This window comes from Acinetobacter sp. BWR-L5 (assembly GCF_039655985.1).
GTDB classification, from domain to species: domain Bacteria; phylum Pseudomonadota; class Gammaproteobacteria; order Pseudomonadales; family Moraxellaceae; genus Acinetobacter; species Acinetobacter johnsonii.
On record NZ_JAGFEV010000002.1, the window covers coordinates 194,699 to 214,760 of the forward strand.

Consider the following 20,062-nt stretch of genomic DNA (forward strand, 5'->3'; position numbering starts at 1 on the left):
TATTAAAAAGGGAAGCTTAATAAAGCTTCCCTTTTATGAAATCAATTTGCAATCTTTAAATTAAAGCGCTGCAATCTGCTCCATATTCGCTTTAATCTTCGCTAATTGGTCAGCAAACTCAGCCAGTTTCACTTTCTCACCTTCAACTACAGCCGCAGGTGCTTTCGCCACAAAACCTTCATTCGAAAGTTTGCCTGCAATGACGTCATGCTGCTTTTGCACTTTGTCTAAGTCTTTCTGCAAACGACCCAATTCCGCTTTCGGGTCAATTAAGCCCTTCATTGGAACGAATACAGACACGTGACCTACAACAGATGAAGAAGACAATGGCGGTTGCTCGCCATCAGCCAAGAACGTAATGCTTTCTACTTTTGCCAATGCTTTAAACAATGCTTCAATACGTGTGATCTGTGCTTTCTCAGCTTCAGTCGTGTTTTGTAGCAAGACTGGTAATAAACGCGCATTACCTAAGCCCATCTCACCACGGATGTTACGTACTGCACCAATCAAACCTTGAAGCCATTGCATATCGGCTTCAGCCTGTTCGTTTACACGCTCAGGGTTGGCAACAGGGTATTGCGCCAGCATGATGGTTTCGCCAGAAATACCAAGTTTCGGTGCAAGTGTTTGCCAAATTTCTTCAGTCAAATACGGCATGATTGGGTGTGCAAGACGTAAAGATGCTTCCATCACTGCAAGAAGTACACGACGAACTTCAGCTTTACGCTCAACCGATACGTTTTCATCGTTCAGAACAGGTTTCGTCAGTTCGACATACCAGTCACAGTATTCATTCCAAATGAACTCGTAAATCGCTTGTGCAGCCAAGTCTAAACGATAAGTCGCGAAAGCTTGTTGTACCGCAGCTTCTGCTTTTTGCAGACGGCTCACGATCCACTGTTCAGGCAATTCCCAAAGGTCTTGACGAACTTCACTACCAATCACTTGCTCTTCACAGTTCATCATCACGAAACGGGTTGCGTTCCAGATTTTGTTAGCAAAGTTACGGTAACCTTCAACACGTTTCATATCGAACTTAATGTCACGACCTGTGTTGGCAAGCGCACAGAAGGTGAAACGCACCGCGTCCGTACCATAGGCTTGAATGCCTTCTGGGAACTCTTTACGGGTTGATTTTTCAATCTTCGCCGCTTGTTTCGGGTTCATCAGACCTGTAGTACGTTTTTGTACCAAAGTCTCAAGGTCTACACCGTCAATGAGGTCTAAAGGATCAAGCACATTGCCCTTAGACTTCGACATTTTTTGACCTTCGCCATCACGGACTAAACCATGCACATAGACCGTTTTAAACGGTACTTGTGGCGTACCATCTTCATTCTTCATGAAGTGCATCGTAAACATGATCATACGAGCAACCCAGAAGAAGATGATGTCAAAACCAGTCACTAACACATCCGTTGGGTGGAAAGTATTGAGGAAATAGTTTTCCGCATCTTTCTTGGCATCGCCAGTCCAACCAAGGGTTGAGAAGGTCCATAGCGCAGAAGAGAACCATGTGTCCAGTACGTCTTCATCTTGGCTAAGCGCAACATCAGCAGGGATGTTGTTTTTGGCACGGACTTCAGCTTCGTCACGACCCACATAGATGTTACCTTCAGCATCGTACCAAGCTGGGATACGGTGACCCCACCAAAGTTGACGAGAGATACACCAGTCTTGAATGTTGTTCATCCACGCCATGTACATGTTGCTGTACTGTTCAGGCACGAACTTGATACGACCGTCTTGAACTGCTTCAATGGCAGGTTGAGCCAATGGTGCGATTTTTACATACCATTGATCCGTCAATAATGGCTCAACGATCACGCCAGAACGGTCACCACGAGGTGGTTTCAATGTGTACGGTTGAATTTGGTCTAACCAACCTTCAGTTTCAGCTTGTTCAACCAGCTTTTTACGTGCTTCAAAACGCTCTAAACCAATATAGTCCACGGGAGCAGGGATGGTTTTAGAAATTTGCTCGCCCGCTTTCGCGATGTATTCAAACTCAGCCAATACTTCTGCATTTTTATTGAAGATATTGATGATAGGCAATTCACAACGCTTACCGACTTCATAGTCGTTAAAGTCATGTGCAGGAGTGATTTTCACACAGCCTGTACCGAATTCTTTATCGACATATTCATCTTTAACGATTGGAACAGCACGACCTGTAATTGGCAGGATAATGTTCTGACCCACAAGGTGCGTATAGCGTTCATCATCCAGTGCCACAGCAACAGCGGTATCACCGAGCAATGTTTCAGGACGTGTGGTCGCGACAACAATGTGGTCTTTACCATCATGGGTACGTAGGTTTTTATCTTCAAAGAAATATTTGAAGTGCCACAGTGAACCTGCTTCTTCTTTATCCGACTCAACTTCGAGGTCAGAAAGCGCAGTTTGCAGTTTTGGATCCCAGTTCACCAAACGTTTGCCACGGTAAATCAAACCGTCTTCGTGCAGTTTAACAAACACTTCTTTTACGGCATTGGATAGACCTTCATCCATGGTAAAGCGTTCACGTGACCAGTCTACTGAAGAACCTAAACGACGGATTTGACGGGTGATGGTGTCGCCCGATTGCTCTTTCCATTCCCAGATTTTTTCGATGAATTTTTCACGGCCGAGGTCATGACGGCTGACACCTTGAGCACCCAACTGACGCTCAACCACCATTTGCGTTGCAATACCCGCATGGTCTGTACCCGGTTGCCATAAGGTGTTTTTACCTGACATACGGTTGTAGCGTGTTAAGGCATCCATAATGGCATTGTTAAAACCATGACCCATGTGCAAGCTACCGGTGACATTTGGCGGCGGAATCATGATGCAAAATGACTCACCTTTTTCAGAGGGCTTGAAATAGCCACGCTCTTCCCAAGTTTGGTACCATTTTTTCTCGATCTCGGTCGGATCGTAAGTTGTAGCGATATTTTGCGCTGAATCAGTCATAGTTCAAACAGTTCAAAAGTAGATAAAAAATTGCATCTATTGTAGCAAAGAAATCGCAAATGGGGGCATGTAAAGCAAATGCGTTGATCTAGCAATTGCGACATGATGCAGAGCGCTTTATGATGTGTCTAAACCTAGAGTGCGCTTTGTTCGCAGTAAAAATCAAAAAAAGGGGGGATCACTATGACTTATCAAATATCATTAAAATTAAAACCTGAAACTCACCAACGCTTTGCCCACATTCATCAACAGCTTAATGCCGGCGAAAGCCAAAGCCTTGCCAAACCTCTGGGTGAGGTTTTAGCGGATATTTCATGTGAAGTGATTGATCAAGTCTTTGGCGATCTTGCACGCTTGTCTACCTCAGGCGATGGGGAGTCTGAGAAAATTATTCAGCATATTGTGGACACTATGCGCAAGTACATGCCGTGGTCCGTATCTTTTTTTTCAAATGACCGTCTAATTCCAATGGTGAATTATCTAGAGCAAATGATGTATGACACCGAGAGCATGCATTTTTTAAGCTACCCAGTCGAAAAAACCTTAGTTATCGAACTTTTGGGTTGTGCGGAACAGATGGAAAAGGGCAATAACAGTTATGTTGCTCCAGCTTTGAAGGTATTTACGCAAATTGTCGATCAAGGGGTGACCAGTCTGGTCCGTGAACCCAAAAAAATGCTTAAATTTAATCTGGTGGTCGATAAAACACTAAATGGGGTGATTAACTTAACGACCCAGTTGGGCTATAAACGTTTTGATAAATTAGGGCGTATCTATGATGCGCAGATGATGAGTCAATATTTCGATCATTTCCTGACTTTTTTAAATGATCAATCTGCAAATAAAACTTCGGTATGAGGCAATAAGGACATGGCACAGTTAAACAGTTTAGACGCTAAAGTGGTGTGGATTACGGGGGCATCTTCAGGGTTAGGTGAAGCACTAGCCAAAGAGTGTGCTTTACAAGGGGCTGAGGTCGTACTCACGGCAAGACGTTTTGACGAACTTGAAAAAGTTCGTGTCGGACTGCTCAATCCGGATCAACACATTTCCATTTGTGCGGACATTACCGACGAAGCTCAAGTTCGCCATGCCTATGAGCAAGTGTTACAGAAAAAAGGTCGGATTGACTGGTTAATTAATAATGCGGGTTTAAGCCAACGTGCCTTGATTGCTGACACCAGCATGCAGACTGAACGCGCGATTATGGAAGTGGATTATTTCTCACAAGTGTTTTTAACCAAAACCGTTCTACCGACATTTTTAGCACAAAAATCTGGACGTATTGCTTTTGTTTCGAGTGTTGCGGGCTTATTGGGGACGCAGTACCGTGCCAGTTATTCAGCAGCCAAAGCTGCCATTCATATGTGGGCAAATAGCCTGCGTGCTGAAGTGGCCAATGAGGGCGTAGATGTATCGGTGATTTTCCCAGGCTTTGTTAAAACCAATGTTTCGTTTAATGCTTTAAATGGCGAGGGTAAACCACAGGGTCATCAAGACGAAGCGATTGAAAATGGTCTAGAACCCGATATTTTTGCGCAAACGGTGGTGAGTGCTTTGCTTAAAGGTGAAGAATACATTGTAGTCGGTGGACGGAAGGAGAAAATGGGGGTTCTGGTGTCTCGTTTATCGCCTACAACGTTGTATAAAATGATTCGTAAGATTAAAGTGAAGTAAATTGAAAAAGGCAGGAGGAACGTCTCTTCCACCTGCCTTTTTGCGGATGTTGTTCCCATATCCCATCCCCCCCATGTATTGATAGGGGAGCCGCACTGCACTACTTACTGATTTTATTTAAATAGTTTAAAAACAATTCCGCATTTTTCCCACGCACTTGCCAAGACATACAGCGCACACCACCGCCCATATGACAGACATTAGAAGACTGTACTGGAACAACAGTCCGTTTGGTTACACTACGAATTTGCTTTAACGCGACAGCATCTTCTTTAATCCCAAATTGCGGGAAGTAAATCCGTTCAGGCGTGACGAGCATGTTGGTGTATAAACCACATGCAGAACCAAATTTTTCATCGTAGATTTCGCTGCCATCATAAGGGGTGATGATTTCGCGAATTTTAACATTGGGAATACCGCGCTTTAAATCTGCTTTGAGTTGCTTGGCATAGTCGGGATCTTCAGGGTAAGAGTTAATCACCAATGTATTTTGGTCGACAAAGCTTACTACGCCATCGGCATGTTCCAAGCCCCCTTGTTCATCGGCTTCAATAAACGCAATCTGCTTTGCACCTGTTAGAGCCATGAGTTTTTTACGCGCTTCGCTTTCGGTGAGCTTGTTATCCGCTAGAAATTTGGTGCTAAGGACGACATTGCCATAACCATCTTCCACCCAGTTTCCGCCATCATTCAATAGTTTGCTTTGCGTAAACTGTAAGCCAGCCTTTTGGCTGTAGTATTTAAACTCGTCTTGTACTTCATCTGAAATGGCCTGACCTTTTTTAGCGCCACCTTGTCCTGCCGCCGTGTAGCGGAACATGACGGGTTGAGCTGGATTAGCGCTGGTGAAGTCGCGCATCCAAATGTCATGCATCGGTGCGATGGCCACATGCTTTTTGCCCAAGGCTTTGACATAGTCGGGGTAGAGGCCTTTGTCCGTCAGAACAACGACATTGTCTCCGTTTTTAATAATTTTTTTTGCATAATCGACGTGAAAATCAAAAATATCATCAATCATTTTTGCATAGTACGCATCATTACTTTGAGGCGATGCCAGTACAATTAATTCAGCTTTGGCTACAAGTGGAATCATGCTGAGTACAGCCATACTTATTTTCAGTGCTAAAGATTTCATTATCTGTGACCTATTTACAGTGTAGGTAATGTCCATTTTTATTGTGTTCAGTGTAGAGAATTATGCTCTAGTGAGCAATCTACCATCCGAATGTACGATAGAAGGTGAGCGAGCATGAGCTATTTTGAACGCTCATGCTGTCTGAGTTTAGTGAATGGATGATTGGTCAATAGTCGCTGTTTAAGGATTTTGAATGGCAGTCCCATAAGCAAAGACTTCAACCATACCGCCTTGCATGCCCATTTCTGTGGTCGCCAGTCGCATACACGCAATATGCGTTGCGCCGTACTTTTCTGCTTCAAGTTTGAGTCGGACGATGGCTTCACGACGGGCGCGATCGACAACACTTTCATAGCTGGTGAGTCTACCCCCAAAAAAGTTTTGCACGGTCGCCAGTACATATTTGAAGTAGTCATGAGAAATCACAACATTGCTGCTGATCATGTGCCCAGACTGCTCGAAGCTTACTTTGCGTAAATTACCCACAGTAATGTAAGCAAGACGCTTCTCATTCTGTTCAAGCTCCGCCAAATGTTTACGTTCATTGTAGCGACCAAAGCCAAAACCGACGCTAAAGAGCACCGCAAAGATCAGCAGTTGGAAAACTAAACTTTCCATTGCTTAGGCCTGTGTTGGAAATGGGTCGGGAAGATGGTTGTCTAACGGTGTGACACGGACCGCAGTGCCATAAACAAATAACTCAGAGGCACCTTGGGCAATGTTAGAAGTTGAAAAACGAATACCTACAATGGCATTGGCCCCTAAGCCTTGTGCTTTTGCAATCATACGATTCATGGCTTCTTGGCGGGATTCTTCTAAAAGTTCGGTATAGGCAGTGAGCTCACCACCAACAATATTTTTTAACCCTGCCAAAAAGTCGCGCCCGACATGTTTACTCCGAACCGTACTGCCATAGACCACATCCAGTTGTTGAGAAATGCGATGTCCAGGAACAGACTCAAGGTTACTTAAAAGCATAATGTTCAATATTCAAATGATTTGATTATCTTTGAAGATAGGAAAAAGCCCAGCAAAAAGCAATAAAAAAGCCCACCGAAGTGAGCTTTTGATGTTGCAAACCTTAGTTCGCTGTTTTGTTGTATTTCACATCTGAAGAAGAAGGCTGTTTCACCACTTGATCCGTCGTGTTGGCTTTAACGCCGCCACCGAGGGTTTTATACACTTCAACTTGATTGTTTAAGTTTGCTTGTTCAAGCAATAACAACCCTTGTTCCGCCGAGTACGATGTACGCTGTGCATCGAGTACAGTCAGGTAGTTATCAATACCTGCACGGAAGCGAGCAGTTGAAAGCTTATAAGTGGTGTTGGTTGCATCTACCAAACGACGTTGCGCTGCTAGACGGTCACCAATATTTTCACGTACTGCCAAGGCATCATTCACTTCGCGGAAAGCGGTTTGAATGGTTTTTTCATAATCTGACAATGCAATTTTTTGGTCAGTTTCTGAAATTTTCACATTGGCACGACGTGTGCCCCAGTCAAAGATTGGAATATCCAAGCTTGGGCCAAGTGACCATACAAAGGCACCTGATTTAAACAAATCGCTTAAATCTGTCGATGCATAACCCGCTGTGCCTGTTAAGCTGATGGTTGGGTACAACTGTGCTTTTGCCGCACCAATGTTGGCACCCGCAGCAGACAATTGATATTCCGCAGCACGGACATCAGGACGGTTATTCAACAAGTCGCTTGGCAAGCCCGCTGTCAACGCCGTACTTTGGGTAATGCGTTTCACAGGTTGAGGAGACAATAAGTTTGCAGGAACAGGCTGACCCACCAACAGGTTGAGTAAGTTCTGTGCTTGTGCAAGTTGAGTCTTGTAGTTCGCAACGTCATTACGTGCGGTTTCAACAGAAATTTGCGCTTGGCGTACAGGAACTTCGCTGTCGATACCTACATCAAAACGTTTTTTGTTCAGATTGTACGACTCAAGCTGTGCTTTTAAGGTTTGGTCTGCCAGTTTTAAATTGGCATTGGCAAACGAATAGCTCAGCCATGCTTGCGCAACCTGACCAATCAACGAAATTTGAGTTGCATCACGCGCACTTTGAGTCGCTAAATAGCTGTCTAAAGCATTGTCTTTTAAGCTACGAACACGACCCCAAAAGTCTAACTCATACGCAGTTACGCCAAGGCCAACATTATACGTTGTGATTGGCTTATTCGAGCTGAGTGTATCTTGGCGAAGCACACTACCACTTGCACCAATGGTTGGCAGTTGGTTGTTTTCGCTAATTTGATACGCTTGCTGAGCACGTTGAATATTTAAAGTCGCCGTACGGAGGTCACGGTTATTGGCTAGCGCTAACTCAATGACTTGGACTAAACGCTGATCAGCAAAAAAGTCTTTATAGCCTTGTTCTGCAACAGATGGACCTGTCGTTGAACCAATATATCCTGTTGGGATATCCGCTTGAGCGACGGGTTCTGGACCACGCATGCTTTGACATGCAGTCAAAGCAAGCGCAAGTGCAGATACCGCAATGCTACGACCTGAAATAGACCATACTTTTTGCATCACGATGTTTGCTCCTGATTATTTTGTTTCTTAGGTTTGTATTTGAAAATACTACGAATCCAAACAAAGAATACTGGAATGAAGAAAATACCCAACAGTGTAGAACTAATTACACCACCAAGGACACCAAAGCCTACCGAGTGTTGGCTACCTGCACCAGCACCTGTTGAAAGGGCAAGCGGAAGGACACCAAAACCGAATGCAAGGGTGGTCATGATAATTGGGCGTAAACGCATTTTTGCAGCATGAAGGGTTGCATCAAACAAGTCTTCGCCTTGTTCTTGCAACTCTTTTGCAAACTCTACGATCAAGATCGCATTTTTCGCAGAAAGACCAATCACGGCAACAATCGCAACTTGGAAGTAGATGTTAAACGATAAGTTTGGATCGCCCTTAATGATCATACCTAACCATGTCAATGCAAATGCACCAAGAATACCGAGTGGTACAACCAGCAAGACTGAAACAGGGATAGACCAGCTTTCATACAATGCAGCAAGACATAAGAAGACGATAAGCATTGAAAGAACAAGCAGCGGACCTGTTTGATTGCCCGAATCACGTTCTTCTAAAGATAAACCTGTCCATTCATAGTCGAAACCTTGTAAGCCCATAGATGGGAGTTTGCCAATAATTTCTTCCATCGCGAGCATCGCATCACCCGAACTTACGCCCGGTGCTGGAGTACCTTGGATGTTTACAGAAGATACACCGTTATAACGCTCTAGACGTGGTGAACCATAAGTCCATTCGCCTGTTGCAAATGCTGAGAAAGGAACCATCGTGCCACTGCTATTACGCACATACCACTTGTTCAAGTCTTCAGGCATCATACGTGTATTCGCTTCACCTTGGACATATACCTTTTTCACACGACCACGGTCAACGAAGTCATTGATATAAGTACCGCCCCAAGCCATGCTCATGGTTGTATTGATATCCGCAATACTGACACCCATTGCACCCGCTTGCGCTTGATCAATGTTGATTTGGTACTGAGGTGTATCTTCTTGACCATTAGGACGGACGCCTGCAAGACGTTTGTCTTGTGCAGCCATACCTAAAATAGCATTACGTGCAGCAATCAATTTCTCATGACCTTGACCACTTGCATCTTTCAACTGGATGTCAAAACCAGCCGACACACCTAACTCAGGCATTGCAGGTAATTGTAATGGCATGATGTAAGACGCATCTTTAATCATGTTCAATGACATGCCGCGTTGAATGATGGCACCAATTTGCGACTCAGGTGTCGTACGCTCACTCCAGTCCTTCAGTTTAATAAAGGCAAGACCCGCGTTTTGACCGACACCTGTGAACGAGAAACCAGAAACTGTAAAGATCGACTCTACATGCTCTTTTTCTTTATTCAGGAAGTAATCCGTCATGCTAGACACGACTTTGTCTGTACGTTCAAGGCTTGCACTTGGTGGAAGCTGAACTAACGTCATGACGACACCTTGGTCCTCATCTGGTAAGAATGAAGAAGGTAAGGCTTTATACAGACCGAATAAACCTGCAAGCACCAGTAGATAAACCACACCAGAGAATATTTTATGGTGAGTCATACGGTTGACACCACCTTGGTATTTCACGGCAACTTTTTCAAAGCTACTGTTAAACCAACGGAAGAATCGCGCAAAAATATTATTACTTTCTGGCTTGTTTGCATCATGTTGTTTTAACAAGGTTGCACACAGGGCAGGGGTGAAGGTTAATGCCACGATCAGTGACAAAATCATTGCGGTAACTAGCGTAATCGAGAACTGACGGTAAATAACACCCGTTGTCCCTGCAAAGAATGCCATCGGTACGAATACTGCGGTTAACACACTGGTAATACCGACCAAGGCACCAGAAATCTGTTGCATTGATTTTTCGGTCGCAGCCACAGGGTCGAGGTGTTCTTCTTGCATGACACGTTCGACGTTTTCCACCACAACAATCGCATCATCGACCAGAAGACCAATGGCCAAGACCATCGCAAACATAGTGAGCGTGTTGATTGAGAAACCGAAGATGTTAATGACAGCAAATGTACCCAATACAACCACTGGAACAGCCAATGTTGGAATAACCGTGGCACGCCAGTTCTGTAAGAATAAGAACATGACAATGAACACCAACACGACAGCTTCAATTAATGTGTGTACAACACTTTCAATCGACAGCTTAATAAATGGTGTGGTGTCATAAGCCAGTTGATCTTTTAAACCATCTGGATAGTTTTTACGTAGTTCATTTAAACGTTCTTCAACAGCCGCAGCAGTATCTAGTGCATTAGCGCCTGTTGCCAGTTTAATTGCGACACCGCCCGCAGCTTTACCATTAAATTTAGAGTCAAATTGATAGTTATCTGAACCAAGTTCAACACGCGCAACATCACCCAAGCGAACTTGAGCACCTGAAGCTGTATTTTTTAGAAAAATATTTCTAAATTGTTCAGGGGTTTGCAACATGCTTTGAGCATTCACTGTTGCGTTCAGCACTTGACCTTGCACAGATGGTGCACCGCCTAACTGACCTACCGCCACTTGCGAGTTTTGCGCATTAATCGCAGCTGCAATATCAGTTGGTGTCACTTGTAGGCTCGTCATTTTGGCAGGGTCTAGCCAAATACGCATCGCGTATGAACCACCAAAGACTTGAAGTTCACCCACACCTGCAACACGGCTAAGCGGTTCAGAGATGTTTGAGTTTACATAGTCTTTAATGTCTGACGCAGATAGGCTTCCATCTGGAGAGTAAAATGCAAGAACCTGCATAAAACTCGCACCAGACTTGGTGACTTTTACACCTTGACGTTGCACATCTTCAGGTAAAAGCGCCGTTGCCGATTGCAGTTTGTTTTGTACTTGAACTTGAGCAATATCAGGATCGATGCCTTGTTCGAAGTTCAAGTTAATAGACGCTTGACCATTACCCGCACTGTTTGAAGAGATATAACGTAGACCATCCAGACCATTCATTTGTTGTTCAATGATCTGAGTGACTGTGTTCTCAACAGTCTGTGCAGAAGCACCCGGATAAGTTGCAGAGATTGTCACCGTGGGCGGTGCAATCGTCGGATATTGGGCAACTGGCATTTTTGTCAGCGTGAGAATACCCGCCAACATAATGACCAGTGCAATCACCCACGCAAAAATGGGGCGATGAATAAAAAATTGAGCCATTCAGTCTACCCCTTATGCGTTTGAAGTAGCTTTTTGTTCAGTTTTTGCACCAGCTTCTGTCTTTTTAGCATCCGTTGTTGGAGCTTGAGGTGCTGCTGCTTTAGGTTGATACGGCTTCGCAACAACTTTCTGTTCAGCTTTAACTTTAGCTATTCCGTCAACAATAACTTTTTCACCTGTTTTAAGGCCTTCAGTCACAATCCAGTCTTGGCCTTGAATACCAACTGTGGTGATTTGACGAGGCTCTACGATGCCTTTGTCATTCACAATCATTGCCATCGCTTGACCTGTTGGTGTGCGAGTCACTGCAATTTGCGGCACTAACATCGCATTCGGGATTACGCCTTGAACGATTTGTGCATTGGCAAACATACCAGGAAGCAACAAGTGATTCGGGTTCGGGAACACCGCACGAATCGTCACAGTTCCTGTATCTGGGTTGACACTGGCATCAGAGAACGCTAAACGGCCTTCGATTGGATAGTCACTGCCATCTTCTAGTTTCAGCTTCACACGCGTGTTGTTACTGCTGTCTAAGCTACCTTTACTCAATTGTTGACGTAAACGAAGAAGTTCAGAACTCGATTGGTTGATATCAACATAGATCGGGTCTAAACGTTGAATCGTCACCAATGGTTCTGTTTGGTTTGCAGTCACCAAAGCACCAGCTGTAACTGTAGAGCGGTTGGTTTGACCTGAAATTGGTGAGCGGATGGTTGAATAACCTAAGTCCACTTCAGCATTTTTAACTTGTGCACGTGCTGCTGCCACTTGTGCCTCAGCGACATTTACTTGACCCACTAAGTCGTCATAGTCTTGTTTCGCAACAGCATTGCTTGAAACCAGTTGTTGATAACGATTTAGTTTAGTTCTGAGCGTGCTTAAATTTGCTTCTTGTTGTAATAATGCTGCTTTGGCATTATCAAATGTTGCGCGGTTTGTACGAGAATCAAGTTCATAAAGTGCCTGGCCTTCACGTACATAACTGCCTTCCGCAAACAAACGTTTTAGAATGATTCCACTCGTTTGTGGGCGAACTTCAGAGATTTCAAATGCCGTGGTTCTGCCAGATAACTCTACTGATTGTTCTACATTTTGCGGTTGTGCAACAATGACACCGACTTCAGTAGGTGGCATTTGTTGAGAAGCGCCAGCTTGCTGCGCATCCTTTGGGTCTTTGCTACAACCAACAAGTGCAATACTCGTTGCTAATGCGCAAGCGGTAAGGGCTGGGGCCCAAAGCTTTGCCGACATCATTGTTCCACCTCGATTAGATTCTTATCTAAAAATAATTTGTATTTAATTGGGTATATCTGCCACACAAGATGTAAAGCAGTGAAATCCAGATAATACTAATGCTCCAACCTGCGAGAACGTCGGACGGAAAATGTACTCCAAGATAGACTCTTGAAATTCCCATCATCAGCATCCATAAAAGAGCAATGCATACAACATAACGATGTGCAGGAAATGGTCGACTTAAGAAAATGGCAAGACACGCCAAAGTGGCAGCATACATACTGTGCGCACTCGGAAAGGAAGCACCATAGCTCGTCACTAGGTGAAACATTTCTGGTGGGCGTGGTCTTGAAATTAGAAATTTAAGTAGCCAAGCAGAAGCAATACTTCCAACAACGCCTAAACCAATAAAAACAACATCTCTATACTTTTTATACCATGCACGATGGAAACACCATAGAGTGGTTAGAAATAATACAAACGGCATGCCACCGAGTGCTGATAAAAGTATTGCAAGTTTATCTATAGGCTCAGTTCTTAATGTGCTGAAATATTCGACCATCGCCAGATCTAAAGCGGTGAGTGGTTGAATGCTTAGAGCTAATGCACTGATTATAAATAAAATAATACCGATAAAAAGCAACAAGTAAGGCATGCTGGAACTCGTGTCATTTCAACCGATTTAAGCGCGGTTATTTACTGGGTTAAAGTGTACTCATCAGTACACTTTAATTCAAGTGTTGATTAATCATGTATAAAATTTTGTTTACAGTGTAACAAGAGCTCAAAATCGGTACAAAATCATTTTGTATGGTGTTTTGTATTGTTCGAACTTTCCTCAACTTCAAGAGGTACTTTCGGTGGCCAAAAGAAGTCACTTGGTCGCGTTAGAAAATGGGTTAAAACCAATTTTGCTAACGGTTTCCACTGTTCAAAACGTACCCGACGTGCACGTAAAGCCACAATAATCGTGAGGGTAAAACTAACAAATAAATTCGTCAGACCAATAGCGAGTACCCCGAGGAAAGATACAATAATCAAGCCAATCTCAGGACTACCATTAATATTCATCAGACCTTGAATGAAGTTTGCAGAAGCAAAGGCAATATGGCGAATATCTAGAGGTAAACCCAAAATATAACCAATGGTTCCCATACTTCCTAACATAATCCCGAACAGAAAATTACCCGCCAACGCACCTAAGTTGCGTTCTATATAGCCTGCAAATTTATCGAGTCGTTCTTGTCCCATGATGGTTTTGAGACGAGGGTGTGCTTTTAAGCGAGGGCCGACTTTGCGATAAACCGCCATATTGTCAAAATAACCTGCCAAAAGTCCCGATAAAAACAAACAGACACCCGCAATCGCGGCATGCGGAATGGCCAAAGAAGTGAAAGGGTTTAAGTCATGTAAGACTTTCGCCGCTTTTGCATGGTTGAGTAGCGGTTCGTGCATACCAGTTGCCCATGCCCAAGTAATAAACGCGGCAACAGGGATGGCAATTGAAATATTGCCTAAAATAGCAATAAATTGCGTACGAATAATATTAATAATCAGCGCCGCCAATTCAGCAATTTGTGCTGTTTTTGAACCTTTGCGCTGTTGTACAGTTGCCGCGAGCGCCGCCGCTGTCATTGCTGGTTGTTTGGTTGCTACGGTAAAGTGCAACACATGAATCAGCATAAACCCCAATGAGTAATTCATGCTGTAAACAAAGGCTTGCATGAGTGGCGCCATGATCATCCGTGCAGACAAGATTTTCAGAGTCGCCATGGTTGCAATGATAACACCCGCGCCCGCTGCTGACTTATACATGGCTAAAAAGCCTTGTTTGTCTGTACTTACATAGTGTTCGCCCGTTTTACTGGCATTTTCAGTCACCTGTAAAGCAATCAATTCACTATTGGTCGTCAGTAAAGAGCGGACACTCCGTTCACTATAAATTGCAGCGGTAATATCAACCAAGAGCAGACTCACCGCTTCATAGTGTGCTTCGCCTTCTTCTACAATTAAATTGAGCAACAGTTCGACACGGTCTAAGCATTGCTCAAGTAAAGAAATCAGATAAGTTAAACTGACACTGACCCCAATGCGTTTGGTTGCACGACGAATTTTTAATACTACATCACGACACTGTTCAATCATGACCAGTGCTTGAGAGGCGTCGGGTGGGGCAACCACACTCGAGGTTTCAGCTTCTTGATGTGCCTTTTTATACTGTTGAATGAACTCAATAATTTCGCGGTTCTGAACTAAAAAAGGCGATTCGTATTCGGTCAGCTCAGGATGCGCATTAATAAACTCTGGATATAAACCAATACCACTAATCCGATAAGACAGCACCGTAATGGCCTTAATCACTTCACTGCGAATTTTGACTTTTTCTTTTTGATTGGCATGCCCGTGATTGAGCAGGTTCAGCAGTTGTAGCCAGTCACTGTCTCGGATGTTATCGAGCCAATATTTGTCACTTCGGTTGGGAAAAACGCGACGGACTAAATTTTGCAGTTGAGTTTCGTCATTAATCAGCGGGAGAAAATGTGCCCCTAAACGCTGTGACAATTGGTTCCAAAACCCATCTAAAGACAAGATACCTGTATCGGCATAAAGACTGGTTTGTTTATATTGGGAAATAAGCCGCAGTACAAAGCTTTGTAAGGTTGATGCGGCATCGGGAGTGATGAGTAATGCTTGAATGAGTGCTTGAAATTTTTGATGGATTTCATCGGTTTGATACGCATCTATTGGACGAATACGCTCCACCAACTCAATTAAAAGTTGATCATTTAAAACAGCTTGAGGTTGCTCAAGCTGTTGCTGCATTTGAGAAAACAGATCATTAAATTTTATATGCATAGGCAAGTTAAAAACATTTTAAAGCATCATTTGTTATTGAATTCGATGTAAAGCCAGTTGGGTTAAATTGACCAGTGCTTGACGATATTGGCTGTCAGGTAAAGCCTGTAAGGCTTGAAGTGCGGCTTCGGTTTCTTCATGCGCCCGTTGTCGACAGTAATCGAGTGCGCCAGAACTGTTTACGATAGCAATGACTTGATCAAGATCTGCCGTTCCACCTGTCGCAATACTTCGACGAACAATGTCATGTTCTTCACCCGTTGTATTTTTCAATGCTGAGATTAACGGCAAAGTCGGTTTGCCTTCCATTAAATCATCGCCAATATTTTTACCTAATGTTTCCGCATCTGAGGTGTAATCCAAAATATCATCAATGATTTGAAAGGCATTGCCAAAGTGGCCTGCAAATAAACGCAGCGGTTCACGGTACTGCGGTGTCCCAGAGAGAATGGCAGCCCCTTCAGTTGCCAGTTCAAATAAACGTGACGTTTTACCGTGAATAATATCTAAATAAGTTTGTTCTGTGGTTTCAGGTTGGTGCTGTGCTTGAAGTTGTAGCACTTCACCTTCGGCAATTTCACAAGTACCTGTAGAAAAATCTTTGAGTAAGGTCATATCGCCAAGATCGACCAACAAATCAAAGGCACGTGAAATTAGAAAGTCACCCACCAGTACTGCGGTCTGATTGTTCCAAGTCGCGTTGGCCGTTGGGCGACCACGACGTAAGCCAGATTCATCGACCACATCATCATGGACTAAGGTTGCGGTATGCAGCATTTCAATGATTGCAGCAAGTTTACGTTGGTGTTCTAGGTCTTCTGCACCACAGGCTTTGGCAGCCAATAAACACATAATGGGACGCATGCGTTTACCACCTGCTTCAACCACATGTTTACTCACCGCCATGACCAATGCCACTTTAGAGGTAATGCCTTCATTAATAAATGTGTCCATCGTGGCAAAGTCTTGAGCTACAGGGGCGAGAATATCTTGCTTAAAATCGATGGTCATTTGAAGAGCGGCCTCATCTATATAAAGTGATAAAAATCAGCATTACCAGTATTGTGTAAATAGGAATACATGTCTAAATGATTCATTTCAATCATAAATAAGACTCGCTAGTGTGCGAGACTGTATTTTACGAAGACAGTTCCTTATTTCCCCAATGTATAAGCGTACTGCATTTGTAGGCTTATTTACATTTTAAAAATCAATTCATCTATACTATAGCGGATTGATTTTAAAAATCTATTTCATTGTAAGCAAAGTCAAGCAAGAGTTGAACTGTAATTTGTTGATTGAGTTTTTCTCGATTATTAAATAATCGTTAATTTAGTCTAATAAGTTCGGCAAATCTCTTGTTGTTTGAGTCAATATCACTTAAAATCCTTGCCCTTGATTAACCCCAGTGGCGTTCGTATTAAGATCGATATCTTCCTTTATCGGCACGACGACACGGGCATGTTTGGAGTACATTATGTACGCAGTAATCCAAAGCGGTGGTAAACAGCACCGTGTTGTAGAGGGTGAAACCCTTAAAGTTGAATTGTTGAAAGCTGAAACTGGCGCAACTATTACGTTTGATGACGTATTAATGCTAGTAAATGGTGACAGCATTCAAATTGGTGCTCCAGTTGTTGCTGGCGCTACTGTAACTGCTGAAGTAGTTAGCCATGGTCGTCACGACAAAATCCGTATTGTAAAAATGCGTCGTCGTAAACACTACCGTAAACAACAAGGTCACCGTCAATGGTTCACTGAGTTGAAAATTACAGCTATTTCAGGCTAATCACGAGGAGTAATGAGACATGGCAACTAAAAAAGCCGGTGGTTCGACTAAGAACGGTCGTGATTCGAACCCTAAAATGCTTGGTGTTAAAATTTACGGTGGTCAATCTGTGACTGCTGGTAACATCATCGTTCGTCAACGTGGTACAGAATTCCACGCAGGTCAAAACGTTGGTATGGGCCGTGACCATACTTTGTTTGCAACCGCTGACGGCGTAGTAAAATTCGAAGTGAAAGGTCAGTTTGGCCGTCGCTACGTAACTGTTGAAGCGTAAGTTTTAATAGTAAGAAAAACCCACATTTTGTGGGTTTTTTTTCGTCTATTCATATTGTTAGCTTATTTTTCTTGTGTTTTTATATTTTGAAATAAAGCACCAAATACCAATAAATAGTGATGTGCATCACAAAAAATTAGGTGTGTAATAAAGAAACAAAATTAAAAGAAAGGCAGACGGATATGAATAAAATAGATACAAATGTCTTGGGCAATCCAAGCAACCAAGTAGCAGAAGTTCTTGGTCAAAAGTTAAAACAAGAGCAAAGTCATATCAGCGTTGCAGTCAAAAATGTAATTCAGCAGTACACACTTGAACCTAATCAATATGTTCGTATTGAAAAGTTTACTGCAAAAGTATTGTTACTTAGTGCCTTGATGATGACTGCAAATAGTGTTTGGGCAACCAATAATGATAAAGAAAGATGTGATGGGTGGGGTGCTACTTGGTATTGTCCAGGAACTCCAGGTCCTCAAGGGCCTACTGGTCCTGCTGGGGCAGATGGTGATAGTGCTTATCAGGTAGCTGTGAACAATGGTTTTATAGGTACTGAGGAGGCATGGTTAGAGAGTTTGCAAGGTGCAACTGGAGCGCAAGGTGAACAAGGCCTCCAAGGTGTGAAAGGCGATACTGGAGCGCAAGGTGAACAAGGTTTACAAGGTGTGAAAGGTGATACTGGGGCACAAGGTGAACAAGGTCTCCAAGGTGTGAAAGGCGATACTGGAGCACAAGGTGAACAAGGCCTCCAAGGTGTGAAAGGCGATACTGGAGCGCAAGGTGAACAAGGTTTACAGGGTGTGAAAGGTGATACTGGGGCACAAGGTGAACAAGGTTTACAGGGTGTGAAAGGTGATACTGGGGCACAAGGTGAACAAGGTCTCCAAGGTGTGAAAGGCGATACTGGAGCACAAGGTGAACAAGGCCTCCAAGGCTTACAGGGTGAGCAAGGTATCCAAGGTGTGCAAGGTGAAACGGGAGCGCAAGGTGAACAAGGTTTACAGGGTGTGAAAGGTGACACTGGGGCAACAGGTGCAACTGGAGCGCAAGGTGAACAGGGTCTTCAAGGTTTACAAGGTGTGCAAGGTGAAACGGGAGCGCAAGGTGAACAAGGTCTCCAAGGTGTGAAAGGTGATACTGGAGCACAAGGTGAACAAGGTCTCCAAGGTTTACAAGGTGTGAAAGGCGATACTGGAGCGCAAGGTGAACAAGGTTTACAGGGTGTGAAAGGTGACACTGGGGCAACAGGTGCAAATGGAGCGCAAGGTGAACAGGGTCTTCAAGGTTTACAAGGTGTGAAAGGTGATACTGGCGCGCAAGGTGAACAAGGTCTCCAAGGTGTGAAAGGTGATACTGGAGCACAAGGTGAACAGGGTCTCCAAGGTTTACAAGGTGTGAAAGGCGATACTGGAGCGCAAGGTGAACAGGGTCTCCAAGGTTTACAAGGTGTGAAAGGTGACACTGGGGCAACAGGTGCAAATGGAGCGCAAGGTGAACAAGGTCTCCAAGGTGTGAAAGGTGATACTGGAGCACAAGGTGAACAGGGTCTCCAAGGTTTACAAGGTGTGAAAGGCGATACTGGAGCGCAAGGTGAACAAGGTTTACAGGGTGTGAAAGGTGATACTGGGGCACAAGGTGAACAGGGTCTCCAAGGTTTACAAGGTGTGCAAGGTGAAACGGGAGCGACAGGATATAATGCTTATCAAGTTGCGCAAGTTAATGGTTTTAACGGAACCATCACCGAATGGCTCGCGAGCTTAAAAGGCGATATGGGTAACACAGGGATGACTGGTGCAACAGGTTTTAGTGCTTATGATGTTGCAGTTGGTAATGGTTTTGAGGGCAGCATTACTCAATGGTTAGCAAGTCTTAAAGGTACAAACGGTACCAATGGGATCTCTAAAGAAGTGATGGATGCTGCTGACACCTACATCCTGAATGAAGCAAAAACTTATGTGAACCAAGTTGGGCAACAAACCCTCAATCAAGCAAATGCTTATACGGATAGTCGTGTAAATGCCTTGAACCGAGACATGCGAAAACTCGAAGATCGAACCTATGCAGCAGTTGCATCAAGTATTGCGATAGCATCTTTACCGCAACCGACAGATGCTGGCTACAATATGTTTAGTGCCGGTGTGGGTACATGGGAAGGTGAGCAAGGTTATGCTTTTGGTCTCAGTGGTGTGACTGAAAGTAACAAATATGTATACAAAGTAGCTGTGACAACCAATAGTGAAGGTGATTTCGGTGCAGGTGCAGCAATTGGTTGGCAATGGAAATGACAGTGATAATTCTTAACCTCAGTTAGAAAAGCCTCTATTGATTTAGGGGCTTTTCTATGTATAAAGGACACATCTCATCTTCATCATGATGGATATTTCACAACATTAAGCACAAATAAATATACAAATCTTCTTATATT

At 43.7% G+C, this 20,062-nt stretch carries 15 protein-coding genes; 5 read left to right on the forward strand and 10 right to left on the reverse strand.

The window, feature by feature from the left end; genetic code table 11:
- Window positions 1–60: 60 nt before the first annotated feature.
- Complete coding sequence (locus JZ787_RS04405) at window positions 61–2,955, reverse strand: valine--tRNA ligase (RefSeq protein WP_346311769.1); 2,895 nt, start codon at window positions 2,953–2,955, stop codon at window positions 61–63.
- Between the two features lie 183 nt (window positions 2,956–3,138).
- Between JZ787_RS04405 and JZ787_RS04410 the strand changes: the two genes are divergently transcribed.
- Window positions 3,139–3,813: a hypothetical protein gene (locus JZ787_RS04410; protein WP_346311770.1), complete on the forward strand. Its 675-nt coding sequence runs from the start codon at window positions 3,139–3,141 to the stop codon at window positions 3,811–3,813.
- 12 nt (window positions 3,814–3,825) lie between these two features.
- The gene (locus JZ787_RS04415; protein ID WP_346311771.1) at window positions 3,826–4,632 is read left to right on the forward strand and encodes an SDR family NAD(P)-dependent oxidoreductase; all 807 of its coding nucleotides are present in this window, start codon (window positions 3,826–3,828) and stop codon (window positions 4,630–4,632) included.
- Window positions 4,633–4,732: 100 nt separating this feature from the next.
- On the opposite strand, the gene JZ787_RS04420 is transcribed toward JZ787_RS04415, so the two are convergent.
- From JZ787_RS04420 to sdsA, 9 genes are all read right to left on the reverse strand, one after another.
- Window positions 4,733–5,767: an agmatine deiminase family protein gene (locus JZ787_RS04420; protein ID WP_346311772.1), complete on the reverse strand. Its 1,035-nt coding sequence runs from the start codon at window positions 5,765–5,767 to the stop codon at window positions 4,733–4,735.
- 180 nt (window positions 5,768–5,947) lie between these two features.
- A complete protein-coding gene (locus JZ787_RS04425; RefSeq protein ID WP_346311773.1) occupies window positions 5,948–6,385 on the reverse strand; it encodes a heavy metal-binding domain-containing protein in 438 nt (145 codons plus the stop codon).
- A 3-nt stretch (window positions 6,386–6,388) separates the two neighbouring features.
- Window positions 6,389–6,745 carry a YbjQ family protein gene (locus JZ787_RS04430; RefSeq protein ID WP_094148967.1) on the reverse strand — a complete coding sequence of 119 codons (357 nt, stop codon included), beginning with the start codon at window positions 6,743–6,745 and terminating at the stop codon, window positions 6,389–6,391.
- A gap of 103 nt (window positions 6,746–6,848) precedes the next feature.
- Window positions 6,849–8,306, reverse strand: coding sequence for a multidrug efflux RND transporter AdeIJK outer membrane channel subunit AdeK (adeK, locus tag JZ787_RS04435; protein ID WP_058870125.1), 1,458 nt, complete (start codon window positions 8,304–8,306; stop codon window positions 6,849–6,851).
- Window positions 8,306–11,482, reverse strand: a complete 3,177-nt coding sequence (gene adeJ, locus JZ787_RS04440) for a multidrug efflux RND transporter permease subunit AdeJ (protein ID WP_346311774.1) — start codon at window positions 11,480–11,482, stop codon at window positions 8,306–8,308. Before adeJ ends, adeK begins: the two co-directional genes overlap by 1 nt.
- A gap of 12 nt (window positions 11,483–11,494) precedes the next feature.
- Window positions 11,495–12,739, reverse strand: a complete 1,245-nt coding sequence (locus JZ787_RS04445) for an efflux RND transporter periplasmic adaptor subunit (RefSeq protein ID WP_168158188.1) — start codon at window positions 12,737–12,739, stop codon at window positions 11,495–11,497.
- Between the two features lie 25 nt (window positions 12,740–12,764).
- On the reverse strand, window positions 12,765–13,376 hold the full coding sequence (locus JZ787_RS04450; RefSeq protein ID WP_087012683.1) for a phosphatase PAP2 family protein: 612 nt from the start codon (window positions 13,374–13,376) through the stop codon (window positions 12,765–12,767).
- A 146-nt stretch (window positions 13,377–13,522) separates the two neighbouring features.
- Window positions 13,523–15,577 (reverse strand): site-specific recombinase, encoded by a 2,055-nt coding sequence (locus JZ787_RS04455; protein WP_346311775.1) that lies wholly within the window; start codon window positions 15,575–15,577, stop codon window positions 13,523–13,525.
- A gap of 33 nt (window positions 15,578–15,610) precedes the next feature.
- Window positions 15,611–16,588, reverse strand: coding sequence for an All-trans-nonaprenyl-diphosphate synthase (sdsA, locus tag JZ787_RS04460; RefSeq protein WP_218289327.1), 978 nt, complete (start codon window positions 16,586–16,588; stop codon window positions 15,611–15,613).
- 466 nt (window positions 16,589–17,054) lie between these two features.
- Here sdsA and rplU point away from each other — a divergent pair, with 466 nt between their 5' ends.
- From rplU to JZ787_RS04475, 3 genes are all read left to right on the forward strand, one after another.
- Window positions 17,055–17,366, forward strand: a complete 312-nt coding sequence (gene rplU / locus JZ787_RS04465) for a 50S ribosomal protein L21 (RefSeq protein WP_004695441.1) — start codon at window positions 17,055–17,057, stop codon at window positions 17,364–17,366.
- A 19-nt stretch (window positions 17,367–17,385) separates the two neighbouring features.
- On the forward strand, window positions 17,386–17,640 hold the full coding sequence (gene rpmA / locus JZ787_RS04470; protein WP_004695443.1) for a 50S ribosomal protein L27: 255 nt from the start codon (window positions 17,386–17,388) through the stop codon (window positions 17,638–17,640).
- Window positions 17,641–17,822: 182 nt separating this feature from the next.
- On the forward strand, window positions 17,823–19,922 hold the full coding sequence (locus JZ787_RS04475) for a YadA-like family protein (RefSeq protein WP_346311776.1): 2,100 nt from the start codon (window positions 17,823–17,825) through the stop codon (window positions 19,920–19,922).
- The last annotated feature ends 140 nt before the right edge of the window (window positions 19,923–20,062 follow it).